General features: G+C 69.3%; 14 protein-coding genes and 3 pseudogenes. 5 read left to right on the plus strand and 12 right to left on the minus strand.

From position 1 onward, the window contains the following. Positions 1–455 precede the first annotated feature (455 nt). Entirely contained in the window at positions 456–644 is a 189-nt protein-coding gene (locus NOD94_RS10255) for a hypothetical protein (RefSeq protein WP_281205496.1), read from the minus strand. 213 nt (positions 645–857) lie between these two features. Here NOD94_RS10255 and NOD94_RS10260 point away from each other — a divergent pair. After that, positions 858–971 (plus strand): annotated as a pseudogene (locus NOD94_RS10260) (WhiB family transcriptional regulator); the annotation flags it as partial. A gap of 180 nt (positions 972–1,151) precedes the next feature. Further along, positions 1,152–1,793, plus strand: coding sequence for a class I SAM-dependent methyltransferase (locus tag NOD94_RS10265; protein ID WP_281205497.1), 642 nt, complete (start codon positions 1,152–1,154; stop codon positions 1,791–1,793). A 50-nt stretch (positions 1,794–1,843) separates the two neighbouring features. On the opposite strand, the gene NOD94_RS10270 is transcribed toward NOD94_RS10265, so the two are convergent. The 4 genes from NOD94_RS10270 to NOD94_RS10285 are packed head-to-tail and all read right to left on the minus strand — an operon-like array spanning position 1,844 to position 5,938. Further along, positions 1,844–2,368 carry a DUF6262 family protein gene (locus tag NOD94_RS10270; RefSeq protein ID WP_281205498.1) on the minus strand — a complete coding sequence of 175 codons (525 nt, stop codon included), beginning with the start codon at positions 2,366–2,368 and terminating at the stop codon, positions 1,844–1,846. Then, on the minus strand, positions 2,365–4,848 hold the full coding sequence (locus tag NOD94_RS10275; protein ID WP_281205499.1) for a site-specific integrase: 2,484 nt from the start codon (positions 4,846–4,848) through the stop codon (positions 2,365–2,367). Before NOD94_RS10275 ends, NOD94_RS10270 begins: the two co-directional genes overlap by 4 nt. Continuing rightward, the gene (locus NOD94_RS10280) at positions 4,845–5,663 is read right to left on the minus strand and encodes a site-specific integrase (protein WP_281205500.1); all 819 of its coding nucleotides are present in this window, start codon (positions 5,661–5,663) and stop codon (positions 4,845–4,847) included. Before NOD94_RS10280 ends, NOD94_RS10275 begins: the two co-directional genes overlap by 4 nt. 5 nt (positions 5,664–5,668) lie before the next feature. Beyond that, on the minus strand, positions 5,669–5,938 hold the full coding sequence (locus NOD94_RS10285) for a hypothetical protein (protein WP_281205501.1): 270 nt from the start codon (positions 5,936–5,938) through the stop codon (positions 5,669–5,671). A gap of 203 nt (positions 5,939–6,141) precedes the next feature. On the opposite strand from NOD94_RS10285, the pseudogene NOD94_RS10290 reads away from it, so the two are divergent. Then, a pseudogene (locus NOD94_RS10290) lies at positions 6,142–6,288 on the plus strand (WhiB family transcriptional regulator); the annotation flags it as partial. Positions 6,289–7,096: 808 nt separating this feature from the next. Continuing rightward, positions 7,097–7,435, plus strand: a complete 339-nt coding sequence (locus NOD94_RS10295; RefSeq protein ID WP_281205502.1) for a hypothetical protein — start codon at positions 7,097–7,099, stop codon at positions 7,433–7,435. Positions 7,436–7,510: 75 nt separating this feature from the next. On the opposite strand, the gene NOD94_RS10300 is transcribed toward NOD94_RS10295, so the two are convergent. Continuing rightward, entirely contained in the window at positions 7,511–8,083 is a 573-nt protein-coding gene (locus NOD94_RS10300; RefSeq protein WP_281205503.1) for a snapalysin family zinc-dependent metalloprotease, read from the minus strand. Positions 8,084–8,611: 528 nt separating this feature from the next. Beyond that, positions 8,612–8,854 (minus strand): annotated as a pseudogene (locus tag NOD94_RS10305) (maleylpyruvate isomerase); the annotation flags it as partial. Between the two features lie 521 nt (positions 8,855–9,375). On the opposite strand from NOD94_RS10305, the gene NOD94_RS10310 reads away from it, so the two are divergent. Then, complete coding sequence (locus NOD94_RS10310) at positions 9,376–10,413, plus strand: magnesium and cobalt transport protein CorA (RefSeq protein ID WP_281205504.1); 1,038 nt, start codon at positions 9,376–9,378, stop codon at positions 10,411–10,413. 115 nt (positions 10,414–10,528) lie between these two features. Here the strand turns inward: NOD94_RS10310 and NOD94_RS10315 are convergent, their stop codons facing one another. The 5 genes from NOD94_RS10315 to NOD94_RS10340 form a co-directional block, all read right to left on the minus strand. Then, entirely contained in the window at positions 10,529–10,933 is a 405-nt protein-coding gene (locus NOD94_RS10315; RefSeq protein ID WP_281205505.1) for a type II toxin-antitoxin system PemK/MazF family toxin, read from the minus strand. A 1,443-nt stretch (positions 10,934–12,376) separates the two neighbouring features. Beyond that, entirely contained in the window at positions 12,377–12,556 is a 180-nt protein-coding gene (locus NOD94_RS10325) for a hypothetical protein (protein ID WP_281205507.1), read from the minus strand. A gap of 449 nt (positions 12,557–13,005) precedes the next feature. Beyond that, on the minus strand, positions 13,006–13,146 hold the full coding sequence (locus NOD94_RS10330) for a hypothetical protein (protein ID WP_281205508.1): 141 nt from the start codon (positions 13,144–13,146) through the stop codon (positions 13,006–13,008). A gap of 45 nt (positions 13,147–13,191) precedes the next feature. Continuing rightward, the gene (locus NOD94_RS10335) at positions 13,192–13,383 is read right to left on the minus strand and encodes a hypothetical protein (RefSeq protein ID WP_281205509.1); all 192 of its coding nucleotides are present in this window, start codon (positions 13,381–13,383) and stop codon (positions 13,192–13,194) included. A gap of 265 nt (positions 13,384–13,648) precedes the next feature. Continuing rightward, positions 13,649–14,080 carry a hypothetical protein gene (locus NOD94_RS10340; RefSeq protein ID WP_281205510.1) on the minus strand — a complete coding sequence of 144 codons (432 nt, stop codon included), beginning with the start codon at positions 14,078–14,080 and terminating at the stop codon, positions 13,649–13,651. Between the last annotated feature and the right edge of the window lie 39 nt (positions 14,081–14,119).

Consider the following 14,119-nt stretch of genomic DNA (forward strand, 5'->3'; position numbering starts at 1 on the left):
CCCCAGAGCATCGCGCCCAACACCCACACCCGTCAAGCAATACGCGAAACAAGTTTCGTGAGTCATGTTGCTGTTCAACGGGGAGCCGTTCCACCTCACAACACCAGCAGGGCTTCACACCATTGGCCGCACTGAGAAGTGCGGACGCGCCGAAGCCGAGTCATCCCACACTCCCCTGCCCGCCGACCTGGCCGTCTGCCCGGGAAGCTCGCAGACACCGGCGACTGGGCGGGCGGGCTACGGAACAGCGCGTCCTCCGCTCCGCAGGAAGACCTCTCCGCAGTGTCCCGGGGGCATACGCCCCGTGGTCGCCGCCTGCCTGGCCAAGGGTCCCTGGACGAGGATCCACGCCCGAGTCGCTGTTGGACCAGGTCTCCCCGGGCTCCGCCCCGCGGCGAACGCCGGGCACGGCCGCGCACGTCGTCGGTGCCCGCGACCGCGACCGCGGACACGGTCTACCGCCCCCGGTCGTTCACCTTCACATGGCGGCGCTCCGACCGGCTCATGCCGCGCTGCCGGCTCACCTGCGTCCATTCGGCGAACCACCAGGCGCCGGTCACCACCACCGCCCACAGCAGCCCGCTGACAACGGCCTTCGGCCAGGACGCGACCTCGCCCCAACGCTCGACACCTGCCAACACCACCCAGCTGATCATGAGTACAACGGCCGTACGCACACGTCGATGCCTGAACATGCGTCCCGCCTACCCCACGCGCCTGCGTTAAACGAAGCCGTGCCCGGCTGTTGGGGAGAAACGGGGGAAGGAGGGAAGACGCTGTCGATGGTCTGCATGGAGCCGGCGGTATTGGCCAGGCGAACAGAAGAAGTAGTCCGGCAACTCGAACGGAGGCACGAGATGGATTGGCGCCACCAGGCGGCCTGCCGACAGGCAGACCCGGACCTGTTCTTCCCGGTCGGCACCAGCGGCCCGGCCCTGCTCCAGATCGAGGAGGCAAAGGCGGTATGCCGCCTTCTCTAGGGGTAACCGTGTGGCGCGAGGCGAGTGGGGACCACTTTGTGCAGCTCAGTGCCGGTGTGAGCGACACTATCGTGTGCAACACATGTGGCGCCACTGTTGCTTCGAGCAGTCGCCAGTGGACCTGTCCGATAGTCAGCCGTCTGCGTCAGGAAGGCTCTAGGGTCCTCGCTTGTGACTGAACTTTCCTCGTATCACGGTGCGACAGCTGACGCGTACGATGCCGTCGCCGTTCTCTATGCCGAATTGCCCCGCGATGACCTCAACACTCTTCCGCTGGATCGCGCGGTGCTCGCCGCGTTCGCCGAAGCTGTGCGGGCCGCCGGCTCCGGGCCCGTCGCCGAGCTGGGATGCGGCCCTGGACCTGTCACCGCTCACCTGCGGGATCTGGGGCTGGACGTCTTCGGCGTCGACCTGTCGCCAGTGATGATCGATCTCGCGCGGGAGACATACCCGGACCTGCGGTTCGAGGTCGGTTCCATGGATGCCCTCGACCTGGCCGATGGCCAGTTGCAAGGCATCGTGTCCTGGTACTCGGTCATTCACGCCCCACCGCAGGACGTGCCACCGTACTTCGCCGAGTTCCGTCGGGTACTCGCACCCGACGGAACTCTTCTGCTCGCCTTCTTCGAGTCGGAAGGTGAGCCGACCACGGCGTTCGACCACAAGGTGACGACAGCCTACCGATGGCCGATCGACGACCTTGCAGGGCTGGCCGGTGAGGCCGGCTTCACCGAGGTCGGCCGGATGCTGCGTGAGCCATGCGAGGGGGAACGGTTTCGCCGGGGGCATCTGCTGATGCGCGCAGGGAAGTGACTCAGGTTGTCCCGTGCCGCCTTCGACGGCACGGGACAACCTGGACCGCCTCAGCCGCGTTGGTTCAGCGCTCTCGTCAGGTCCCGGTTGGCCGCCCGCGCGGCATCGAGATCGGATCGGGCCTCCTCCAACGCGGAGGCCAGTTCGACGTTACGCTGCTCCAGTCTCGTGATCTTCCGCTGGAGCTCGTCGATGTCCGATGGAGCCCCGAGCCCCGACTCCTGCCATGCCTGAGTCCCCAGCACCTGCGACAACCGCTTCTCCAACTGCTGGACGCGGGCGGCAAGGCGGGCGTTGCGAGCCTGGGCGTTCGCGAGATCGGCTTGGAGCGAGGCCCGGCTCACCGGCGAAGTGCCTGCCGGGTCCTGAGTCGCAGGTTCGAGCTCGGCCGCGTGCACGATCTCCAGCAGGTCGCGGTGACGGTAGAGGAAGCTGCGATCGACTCCGGCTTGCCGGGCGATGGCCGAGACGCTGATGGGCGTGCCGTTCCTCGCGGCGTTCTTGACTGCGGTGGCGACGCGCTGGCGGCGCCGCTCGGTGTCGGCCTGTCGGCCGTCGCGCATGGCAGGGATCATGGAAGCCTCCAGGGCCTGACATCGGGAAGCGGCTGGCCGACGCGAGGCATGCCAAGCATCACCGAGCGGCCGCGGCGGACCACAGCGACCGCGTCTTCGATCTGGGCACGTTCTTCGTCGGAGAGGTCGTCCAGGTCGGCCTTGACCCGGTTGATCAGACGGCGGACCCGGCTGATCTCCTCCTCGGAGGGCATCGCTCCGCTGCGGGCCCAGTCGTCGGCCTCGAAGGCCGACATCAGTCGTTCGCGGCTGCGCAGGAGATCAGAGAGGTATCGCTCCAGGTCAGGCAAGTAGGAGACGTCGGTGCGGAAGTGGTCGCAGCCGATGCAGCGGAAGCGCAGTGGGCAGCTCTGGCCGCCGGCCGCGACGTTGTGGGGTTCCAGGCAGATGCCGTAGGCCGTGGCGACTTCGCCGATGGCCCGCCGCACGTGCTCGGAGTCCAGGAGTCCTTGTGCTTTGCGCCAGACGCGGGTGCCGCGGCGGTCGAACTGCAACGCGGTGACCCGGTCGACGGCCTCACGTCGTCGCTCCTGGCTGACCCGGTAATAGCCCTGAGTTGTGGAGAGTTCACGATGGTCCATCAAATCCATGAGCACGTCGGGGTCGATGTTGGCGTCCGCGTGCCGCTGAGCGAAGGAGTGCCGGTAGGCGTAGGGAAAGATCTTGGACTTGTCGAACGGCAGCAGCTTCGTCACCAGCTGCCCGTCGACCTCGACGACGACCGGAAACATGATGTCGGGCAGAGCGTTGACCCAGGCCCGGTGGGCGTCGCCGATCGAACCGATCGGCTTCGTTCCTGCGGGGTTGGCCAGCGGGCTCGGCAGCAGCTTGAGCTTGTCGGCCGGAGTGTCGGGGAAGCGTTCACGCACCCGCTCCTGCTGTTCGGTGATCACGGCAGCGGTCGCCTTCGCGATCGGCAGACGACGGCCCAGCCGGTAGTTCTTGGAGTTGTCGTAGATCAGGACCAAGGTTCCGTCCGGGTCCTTGCCCAGACACTCCAGCGCCAGCGTGCTGATCTCGTCCGGCCGCCGGCCGGTGTCGACAAGCAGCTCGGCCGCGACGCGGTATTCCCGGTTGCTCATCTTCTCCAGCAGATCGAAGTTGTCGCAGAGTTCCCGCATCACCTCGTCCGGCAGATCCCGTCCAGCCTCGGTGTCCTCGGGCTCGTCGGGGATGTCCTCCATGGACAGGGAGAAGTCCGCCGGCAGGCCCTCGAGTATCTGGCCGGGGCCGGTGAGGCCCAGGACACGGATCCGGTTCACGATTCTGCGGACGTAGCGGATCACGTTGACCCGGTGGTGAGCCCCGAAGGCGCCGGTCTCGGCGAGGAACGCGACGCGGTTGCAGAAGCTGACCATGTCCGTGCGGCTCAGAAGCCGAAGCTCATGCCCCTTGTCGTCTCGCTGCAGCCGCAGGCTGTCCGAGAGCTGTTCCATGCCGCGGATCATGTTCTGCATGGAGCTGGCGACATGCCGGCCGCGACGCCGAGGGAGTTCGTCATAGGCCCAGACCTTGACCGCCTCCCGCAGGGGACGCTGGTGGATCCGGCTGAACGTGAGGGTGCCCTGGTGGCCGAAGACGAACAGGTCCCAGATGTCCTTGAGCCGCTCGGTCTCCGTAGTCGCCCCCAGCCTGCGCAGCGCGGTCTGTGCACCCCGGATGATCATCCGCAGGTCATCGACCATCCCCGCGCGGATCAGGTCGTCCTCTCCCAGCGTCTCCAGGCTCGGGACCTGGAGCAGACGCAGCTGATCGCTGATGTGCCGCATCCGGTGATCCTTGGTCTTCGCCTGCCGGGCGGTGCGGACCTGAAGGCAGTAGAGGAGTTCCGCGACCAGCCGGTCAGGCAGCCCGCGCAGGCTGACTTCGCGGTTGACCGGCACCGACGACGACGTCAGGCGCCACCGTTCCTCGTCTCCGTCGAAGGTCCCCGACCGCCGTTCGCGGTTGAGGCGGCCTCGGTGGACCTCGCAGTAGCGGATCCGTTCCGAGCCGCGCAGCCGGTAGTAGGCGGTGACCTGGCAGGGTCCGAACCCGGGCAGCCCCTGCTGCGGGGAGTTCCGCAGGAAGTCCTCCACGGTCAGCTCGGACGAGCTGTGCCAGCGTGCCTGGTGAGTGGTGCAAAGACCATGAGTGACCAGCCGGGGCGGCCGCTGGCAGCCCGGGACACGACAGAGGACCTGCCCGTCGGAGCGGTGATAGGCACTCTCCCTCGGGACCGCGGCGAAGTCCTCGAAGGACAGACCGGACCGCCGCCAGCGGCCGACACAGACCGGTTCGCCGAGCGGGGTGCCCTTCGTGCAGCCGGGGATCTCGCAGTCCGGCATGCCCAGCACCGGGTGGACCTTGGGGTAGCGCACGACACGCGCCTCCCAGTCCCAGCTCACTAGGCTCAGGAACTCTGCGTCCAAGGCGTCGATGATGACCTGGGTCCGCAGGTCCTGAAGCTCATGGGCCAGCGGCAGAGGTGTCCCGATCACTTCTCCCCCGACCTGTGCAGGGACCGCGGGGAGGGAACGCGTTCGATCGCCTCGCGCAATCGGGCCCGGTCGGGAATCAGGTAGGGCCTGGGCGACTCCGGGTGTGTCTGGCCGAGCAGGGCCTGCACCTCGTCCGCCGACCCGCCGGCGTCCGCGACGTTGCTGCCGAAAGCCCGGCGGGCCATGTGGGGACCGACCTTCCGCGACAGCCCGGCCCGCTGGCTCAGCCGCTCGAACAGCTCGCCCAGCGCGTCCGGCGGCATCGGCGCCCCCAGCGGCTCGCGGAACAGGTTCACGAGCAGGAAGTCGCTGCCGCCCGCCCCGAGTACTTCGTGGCGCTCATCGACGTACTGGTCGAAAGCCTGGACCACCAAGAAGTCCAACGGCTGTGTCCATGCCTGCTTCGACTTCGACCAGGCCCGGTTGCTGTTGTCTCGCCGCCGGACGTGGAGGTGGGCACCGCTGTAGTCGCAGCCCAGGGCCCGCGAGTCGGGAAGCAGGTGACAGTCACTGCGGTGCAGACCGGCCGCTTGGCCGCGGCGCAGCCCGACCCTGCCGAGCAGCAGCACGATCAGCCGGTCACGGGCGTTGCGGCACTCCAGGAACATCGCCACCAGCTCTTCGTCGGTGGCCCGGTCCACCTCGGCCTCCGGCTCCTGGCTCCGGTGGACAGCTCGCAGCCGGTAGGTCAGGCCAGAGTCTTCACCCTGGGCCTCCACCGGCAGGTCCCGGCTGTCGGCCAGCTCGTAGATCTGTCCGAGCACCGACCTCGGTGCCTCACCGACCGACACCGCGTAGGACAGCAGCCCCCGCACCGCCGTCAGAACGCCGTTGACCCTCCGCTCTTTGCGAGCCGGGTCGGCACCGGCCCCAGCACCACCGGCGCCGGATCATCATCCAGCGATGACGGCGTGTACTTCAGCCAGACCATGAACAGGCCCAGGTCCCGCGCAGCGACGGACCATTCGCGCCCTGTTGCCCGGCACCACCGCAGGTACAGCGCTATCCCGCCGGCGTACGCCTTCGTCGTCAACTCGGAACGGCTTCGACCGAACCGCAAGAACCTCAGCCACTGATCAGCGATGAACACGACCTCCTAGCCGTCATCGACGACCGTCCAATACCGCACGCCAGAGGGCGATCTGACAGGAAAGGCACGCAATGCAACTCCATGGTCCGACGGTTGATGCAACAACCCGCCACAGAGCCGCACCCCCAGAGAACGATCTTCAGAAGATCAACATAGCCCTCCGGTGCAACGTCCCACCACACAGGACCAGCCCCCAGAGAAGCCGACGCTGCCCGGTCCTGAGCGAATGCCTGGAGTGGGCCCTCGAGGGGGGCCAGGACATGGGTGTGTGCGGCGGCCTGACGGAAAACGAACGGCGCGCTCTCAAGCGCCGGACGACCAGGGAGACCCGACCCCGCCTCGGAGCCTGATCGCAGCGACGATGCCTCGCGACGAGCGGCCGGCATGTAAGCCCCGGCCTGCAATCGCGGGCGGATCGCCGTGCCGCCCCGCCGGTTTCAGTCCCGTCCGGCGCGGCAAGGTTCGGGGTGCGGCGGCAGCCCGGTCACGGAACTCCCGCACGGCGGTTGGCGGCAGATGGCCCGCCGGCAGGAGCGGCCGGACCCGCTCGGTGTTACGCGCGTTGTCAGTGGCTCGGCAAACTGACGAACGCCAACGGTCGGCCCGTACCCATGAGGGATGACCAGCACCTCAGCCACAGGCGTTCCCCTCGCGCTGCGAAGCCGGTGCGGCACCACGGCACGAGCACGGTGCGCGCCACCGCGGGTCGTAGCCGCACGGGTTCAGACCAACCGGGCCAAGCGGTGAGTGGGGCGAGTCACTAGCTCAGGACGGCGTCCAAGATCTCTTCCACCCAGTACCTCAGGCGGTGCCGGCGGCTGCAGAACCGCTTCGGGCGTCTCCACCGACCGCGCTCGTCGAGCGGCCGACGGCACTGCTTGCAGTGCTTCACACGTGTCCGATCCCCCATGGCTGTGACTCTAGCGGCCACGACCTGGTCGGCCGCCGCCGGGCCTTGACCCGATCGCGCGGAAGCGGTCTTCGGAGAGCTATGGGGAAGGCCCCGAACTCTCCTATGTGAAGCCTGACAGCCCTGTCACCGACACAGCTGTCGGCCCCGTGCTCCACCATGTGGGGTCTGTTCAGCCGGCGGGGTGCGCATGCCGCTGTCGCCCAGACAGTCGACACCGACGAGCCCGGGAGCCCGGGAGCCCGGGAGTGAACCTCCTCTCGTCCTACTTGTCGGCAGAGACCGTCTACGCGCAGTTGCGCGAGGCTGTCGCTGCCTGCCCCACCGTCCATGAGAACGGCACCTTGGCGACCGTGCGGTACGAGGACCTCGACCAGCCGGGATTCCCGGAGGACACCATCCGTATCCGGATGACCGTCATTGATGACGGGTCCACCGCACCCGCCAACGTCATCGACCGCATCGTCACCCGGGTCGGAGCATGCATGGCCGACCTCTCCGGACTCGGGCCCGAACCCTACCCGCGCCTGTCCGAGGGGCCGGCTCTCCCACAGGTCGAACGCCTTCGGGCCGCGCAGGGCCTCTGAGATCTGCCAGAACTCGAACCATCGAGTCCCGGCCCGGCCGAGGCCCCGCGCCGGCCCACCAGCCGACCTCTACGGTCAGGGGGCGTCGATGAGTACCCGGCCGTCGGTCGGCACGATTGCCACGAGCCCGTTCGCGTACGCGTTCTGCACGCGGGACCGCTCCGTCGCGTTGGGCACGGCGTTGGCGCAGGCCGTCCCGGCGCTGGACCCGGACATCAGCTGGGAGCACGGCCCCGGCTTGCTGTCCGGCAGGCCCAGGCTGTGGCCCAGCTCGTGCGCGGCGATGCGCGTCTTGTCGTACCCCTGGCTCACGGCCTGCGCACCGAGTTCGACTCGCACCTGTCGCCCCGGCCGGACCGGTCCGAGGGTGGCCTGCGGCCAGCCGGTGGTGGCCACGATGACGATCTCGGCCCGGGTCCCGGGCGCGGCCTCCACCAGCCTTACGTTACTGACGTTCGCGTTCCAGGAAGCGACCCCGGCCGCGATGGCCGCTTCCCAGCCGCCGGCCCGACTGTCGTCATAGCGGAGCGTCACTACCGCCGCGGTGGCGTCCGGTACGGGCGCGGGTGCCGCGGTCGCGGCGGTTGCCGCCGCGAGGACCAGAGCGGCGGCGGATGTGCCGGCTTTCAGCCAGATGCCCAGAGACATGGTCGTCTTCCTTCACGCGTGGGGGGACCCGACCCCTCGGCGGAGCCGGGGCACTGGAGAAGCCGCCACCGCCCGCCTGTGGCCCGCACGTTCGGACAGCCGCCCCTCCGGAGCCCTAAGAAGGTAGCCCCGCACCCCACCAACCCGTCATGCACCTGCCGGCCATTTCCGGTAGGCACTCCGGCCGATGCCCGGTCAGCGGGCGGCACCAGTACGCGCCCGCCGTCCTCGCCGGCGGGCGGTGTCGGCCGGCTGCGGCGGGCTGCGGAAGTCGGTGCCTCCGAAGCCGTGCTCACGCGTTCCGGCCCGGACTGGCCGACGTCCAGGTCGGCGATATCGGCGTCGTGGCGTTAGCGGCGTTAGTGGCGTTACGCGCAGGCACCGGTCGCGGGGCCGCGTGTCGGGGCGAGTCCCGCTACAGCTGCCCTTGCGCATGTCCCTGGCCCGCCGGACGGCACACCCCAGCTCTGACTCAACTCCCGCTTCAGGTCACGCAGAAGTCTTAAGTGCGGAAGTGCGGGATTCCGGTCATTGCCTCCACGACGGCACGCTGGGAAGGGCGCCGGGAGGGTCGACGGTGAGGGCAGTGCCGTCAGAACGGCCGGTCAGCCAGGCCAGGAGGCCGGCGGCCGTCCCCTGCACGCGCGGCCCGGGGCCGGCACCGATGCCGTGCCCGGAGGGGTCCTCGTCCGCGCTGATCCGCATGGATGGCATGGCAGGGTTGCCACTCAACTCCCGTACGATCTCTCGCAGTTCCCGGATGACGAAGACGGCCGGCCAGTCGGCGGGCGGCCTTGGCTCCGTTCACGATCCACGCAGAGGCGCCTGGCGACGGGATCGGTAGACCTTCGGCGCCGGCGACACGGGCACGGTCCTGTGGACCAGTGTCACAGCCCACCAGGAGGTTCGGCTCCTGCCACGGATGATGTACTGGCTGGGTATCCCCTGTACCGGCCATCCCCCGCACCGCGTTTCACGACCGAGCCTCGCGGGCGACGGCGCCTGCTCACCGGCCGGCTGACCACGGTGTCCGATCGCGTAGCCCACAAGACGAGCGGATCCGTCGACGGTCTCCCCCGGGCCGCTACCGCTCGGGTGGATCCCGTCACAGCGCGCTGACCATCATGTGGGGCCCCGATCGCGGCGTTCGGCGGGCCGTGCTCGTGCTCGGCTCGGCTCGACCGGCTCGGGGAATCCTGCCCATGGGGCTTGCCACCGACGAGTGGGGTGATCAATCGCTGGTCGGGGGTAGGTTGCATGCCTGGACGTCGGGCGAGGGACAGAGGCAGTACATGGTCGCGGAGCAGCACAACAGCAATTCCGAGGGGTTGCCGTCGGCGGTGGTGGACTGCGCGCTCTACGAGGACGGGCACCGGATCCCCGGGCAGGTGGACCTGGGCAAGGCCATGGAGCGGGTAGACCCGCTGGAGGGGCGCTTCGCGTGGATCGGCCTGTTCGAGCCGAGCGAAGAGCAGTTGCAGGAGGTCGCCGAAGCCTTCGGTCTGCACCCTCTGGCCGTGGAAGACGCCGTTCACGCACATCAGCGTCCGAAGCTGGAACGCTACGACGACATGCTGTTCCTCGTCCTGAAGACGATCGTCTACGTCGACCACGAGAAGGTCACCGCGACGAGCGAGATCGTCGACACCGGGGAGATCATGGTGTTCGCCGGCCCGGGCTACGCGATCACCGTCCGACACGGCAGCGCCCCGCCGCTCGACGACGTTCGCCGCCGGTTGCAGGAGGACCCGCAGCAGTTGGGCTGCGGCCCCGCCGCCGTCCTGCACGCCGTCGCGGACCTGGTCGTCGACCGCTACGTCGATGTCGCCGACGCCTTCGCCGGTGACGTGGACACCCTGGAGAGCGAGGTGTTCTCCCCTGACCGACCGGTCGACGCGGGGCGCATCTACCAGCTCAAGCGTGAACTCCTCGAATTCAAGCGCGCGGTGATGCCCCTGGCCCCGGCTCTCCAGCGCCTCAGCGAAGGCGCCGTCCCGCAGGTCCCCAAGGAGGTCGCCGCCTACTTCCGGGACGTGGCCGACCACCACCAGAGGGTCAGCGAACAGATCGTGTCCTTCGACGAACTCATCACCGGCATGCTCAGCGCCAGCATCTCCCAGCTGGGCGTCCAGCAGAACGCCGACATGCGCCGCATCAGCGCCTGGGCCGCTCTCATCGCCGTCCCCACCATGATCGTCGGCGTCTACGGCATGAACTTCGACCACATGCCCGAAACGAAATCCCCTTACGGCTACCCCGCCGTCTGGGTACTCATCATCATCGCCTGCACGATCATCCACCGCGCCCTGCGCCGCAACAAATGGCTGTAGTACTCCAGCCGTAGTTCGTGATCTCGATCGTGGGGGGCGCCGAGGAGGCAGCCGGCAGCGTCGATCATCCGGACGAGACCGACCACGCCGTCGCGGGCGTCCGTTCCTTCTCCGCCTACCCGGGTCCATCGAGACGGAGGGCGTTCCTTATCTCGCTGAGCTTCGCGGTCGTCGCCGGGGTCCACTCCTTCGCCTGCTCACCGAGACGGAGGGCGTTCTCGATCTCGCCGAGTTTCGCGGAGGACAGAACGCCCGCTCGCTCGATCAGATCGTCCCGGGACACGGCGGTCAGCCACGTGCAAGGAGTAAAGCCCGGACGCGGCAACGCGAACCGCAGCACGCCTTCGAAGGGCAGTCCTTCCACGGCGCCTACTGCCACTTCGACGCCCAGACCGGTGATGTCGACACCCGCCCGAGCGACGACCTGCATCACCCGGATCCCGGACGCGTCGTCTCCCGACAGCAGCACGACCGGCCGCCGCTCGTCGAACTCCACCCACCAGACTTCGCCACGTTGCACATGTCCTCCTGACACAGGAACGGCGAGCGGACGCTGGGCGCCCCCGAAGCGCTGTGGAGACGGGTGCGGCCACCCGTTGATCATCGGTGTGTGAAGACAAACGTTCACGCGGTGGCCGCAGGCCACAGCGTAGACCCTGCCCGCCGGCAGGAGGCGTTCGAGGGCCTGATGAGCCGGATGGCGGGACGGTTCGGTCCCAGGCCAGCCACTACCGTCGACAAGCCACTCAGGCATGAAGATCACGATCTGCGGGTGGAGTACCAGGGGCAGACGCCGCGGGTTGCCCCACGGCGTGGCCGCCGTCCCGATCCGGGAAACAAAGGGTGGCGGCGGCCACCCATTCAGTGCCGTCAGTGCGGTGCCGACGCGGACGAGGTCGCGGGGGCCCCGACCGGCCGGGGGGAGGCTGATCGGGGCCGGCCCCGGCCGGCCGGGGGGGGTGGCCGGGCGGGGCGTCAACGGGTGGGTGCGGTAAGGGGTGGTCGCCCCGCGACGGAAGTCGCTGCAACGCTTCAGCCGAACGATCTGCCCTGAGGCGATTGGTTGGGCCCGGGGGCATCGGCCCCCTCCCGCACTCGCTAATGGATGAACGGTGCACCAGTCCGGAATGTTCCCGCTCCGCAGCCCGCGCGGATCAGGCAGGTGGTGTCCCATCGATGGGGAGCAGGGACTTCGCGCCGGTCAGGTCCAGCGGCGCAGCATCTGGCGGCGGGGTTATCCCCCGCTTCGGGTACCGGGAGGATCCTGAGGGGCGACACCGGTGGTGGCGGAGGCGTCCTTGGTTCCGCTGGGGCGCCCTGAGCGGCCCTTCGGGCCGAGGTCGTGCATCCCCTGGTCGCCGGAGCCCTTCTTCTGCTCCTCCCCACGCTTGCCCGTGCTCTTCGAGGGCCTGCCGTGGGGATTGCCCGCTTCTTCCTTGGACACTGTCCGACCGGGTCCCTTGGCAGGGGCGTATTCCTCCGCGTGGAAGGAACGGTGGGCGCTGGGGTTGTCCTGCTGCCTGGTCTCGTCCACATCCGGTGACCAACCGTGTTGCTTGCTTCCCTTGAACCGGCTCGGCCCCTCGCCCTGCGGGGGCTCCGACGGCTTCGGATGCCTGGCCATATCCCGACCTGCTGTCTGTCGCGCGGAAGGCGCGGTCGCGGACCGCGTAGGGCACGCTCCGCCCCGCCGCTGGTGACACCTGTCCCCCACCGCCTACCCCCGCCCCACACCCGCACACTCGACCGCCCGACGACCGGGCCGGGCGAGCCGGCGGGCGGGCCGGCGCGGCCAGGGTGTCGCGCCTCTTGGCGTAGTGGGTGGGCGACGGCCCGCACCACCGAGGTACTCCAATGGAGCGATCACGCTCTGATCATCAGAGGACCGCACACGGCAGGACAGAGCCCGGCCGGGTGACTACGGGCCCGGCCGGGCTCTGCTCGCATGCGGTACCGCTTCTACTCAGAAGGCGTCGTCGCGCAGGTCTTCCTCGCGACGCCGCTCCATCTCCTGCGGGCGCTCACCGCCACGCGAGGGGGTGCCCGGCACCGGGCGCACCGGGTCCTGACCGGGCCGCTGCGGCCGCTGCTGCTCCTCTCGGCCCTTACCCGGCTCCTGGCGCTTGTCCTGCTTACCGCCCATGACGGCTACTCCTCATGTTGGGGTACGGCTTCCTCGTCCAAACTGACACGAGACGCTACTTTCCGCGCGCTGACGACTACGGATTGTTTCGGGAGGGTGATGTCGCCGGGGCGTGAACGCGTCGGCGTCCGGACGGTGACGCGCAACCGCGGCATCCCGGCGTCCCCACCCTCACGCCCAGCAAGGACGGCAACCGAGCCGCACCCGGGTGAATCGTGCTGTGGAAGCGGCCGGTCCGGTGAGTGGCCCCGGCCGGCTTCGGTGAACACCTGCCTCCTCGTCCGCGCCCCAAGACCTGCGCCGGCATCGGCTCCACCCGTGTCTCGGCGTCACACCCGCCGCGTTCCGCGGCGCTCCCAACCCGAGCCGGAGTCGTCCTCACGATCGGCCTCGACGTGCAGCGTTCGCAGCCCGTGCAGTACCTCGCCCGGCCGAGCGGGGCGGCCCTCCTACAGCCGCAAGAGGTAGCCGCGCAGCCAGGGTTCGAGGTCGCCGTCGTTGTGGGCCGGGTACGCGCGGGCGCCCTCGGCGGCCTCCCGCTCGTCGCCGCGCCGCGACAGCAACAGCGACCACACGCGGTTCAGGCCCACGGCCCATTCCCGTACCCACTCCCGTGCCCGCTCCCGGTCGCGCCATCAGGCCCGGGCCGGCTCAGGCGTCCAGTGGTCGTCGCCGTCGCAGGGGTAGCCCCCGTGCGGATCCTGGGCGGCGGCCCCCAGCACCGCCAGGGTCTGCGTCCGGTCCCGGGGCCGGCGGTAGACGAACTCCGCGCCCCACTCCTCCTCGTAGAGCACGTTGGCGGGCGCGATCAGCCGGCCATCCAGCAACTGTCGGTCCCCGCCCCGTAGAACGGGCCGGGCGCGTTGCGCCGGTCGCGGTTCTGCCACCGGTCGGGCCAGGGGCTCCACAGACCGCAAGCCGACGCCGACGGAGCCGGGGTCCACGTCCCACCCTCCGGGTCGGGCAGCGGTCCGCGCTCCAACTCCCGGAGCTGCCGGCATCGGGTCCCAGCAGCTCATGCCGGCAGCTCCGGGCAGGCATTCCCCGGGATTCGTCGCACGGCTCTCCTGCCCTCGGGGTTCGGGGTCCCCTTCATCCCGACGCCCCGGCCGACGGTCCGCTGTGATCCCGTCCCGCCGTGCGGTAGAGGTCCTTGCCGGTGGACCAGCCGGCAGCTTGCGCTTCGGCATCCTCCCGTGCGCTCCAGAGTCCCGTCCCCGGATACGTCTCCAGCCTCCGGCACAGGTCGGGGCTGTACACCGCGCGGACACGGAAGTTCTCCAGGTGAACCACACGCGTGACCACACCCGCCAGGCGGGGCGATCCCCTGTGCCGGCCGACCGCGAGAGCCTCCCCGAAGCCGAGGTCCCAACACGGCGGGGCGAGCCAGACCTTGCCACCGGCCGGGAAGTGCTTGGTCCCACTGCGGAGCTCCGCCCCGCCCGGGCCGTACGGAATCTCACGCCGAACATTCGCGACCACGGCGTATCCGTAGAGCCGCTCCGGCCCGGGTGAAGTACTCATGGGGACAGTTTCGCCAAAGCCGGTCGGCCCCGGCGACAG

This window comes from Streptomyces sp. Isolate_45, assembly GCF_024721315.2.
Classification (GTDB): domain Bacteria; phylum Actinomycetota; class Actinomycetes; order Streptomycetales; family Streptomycetaceae; genus Streptomyces.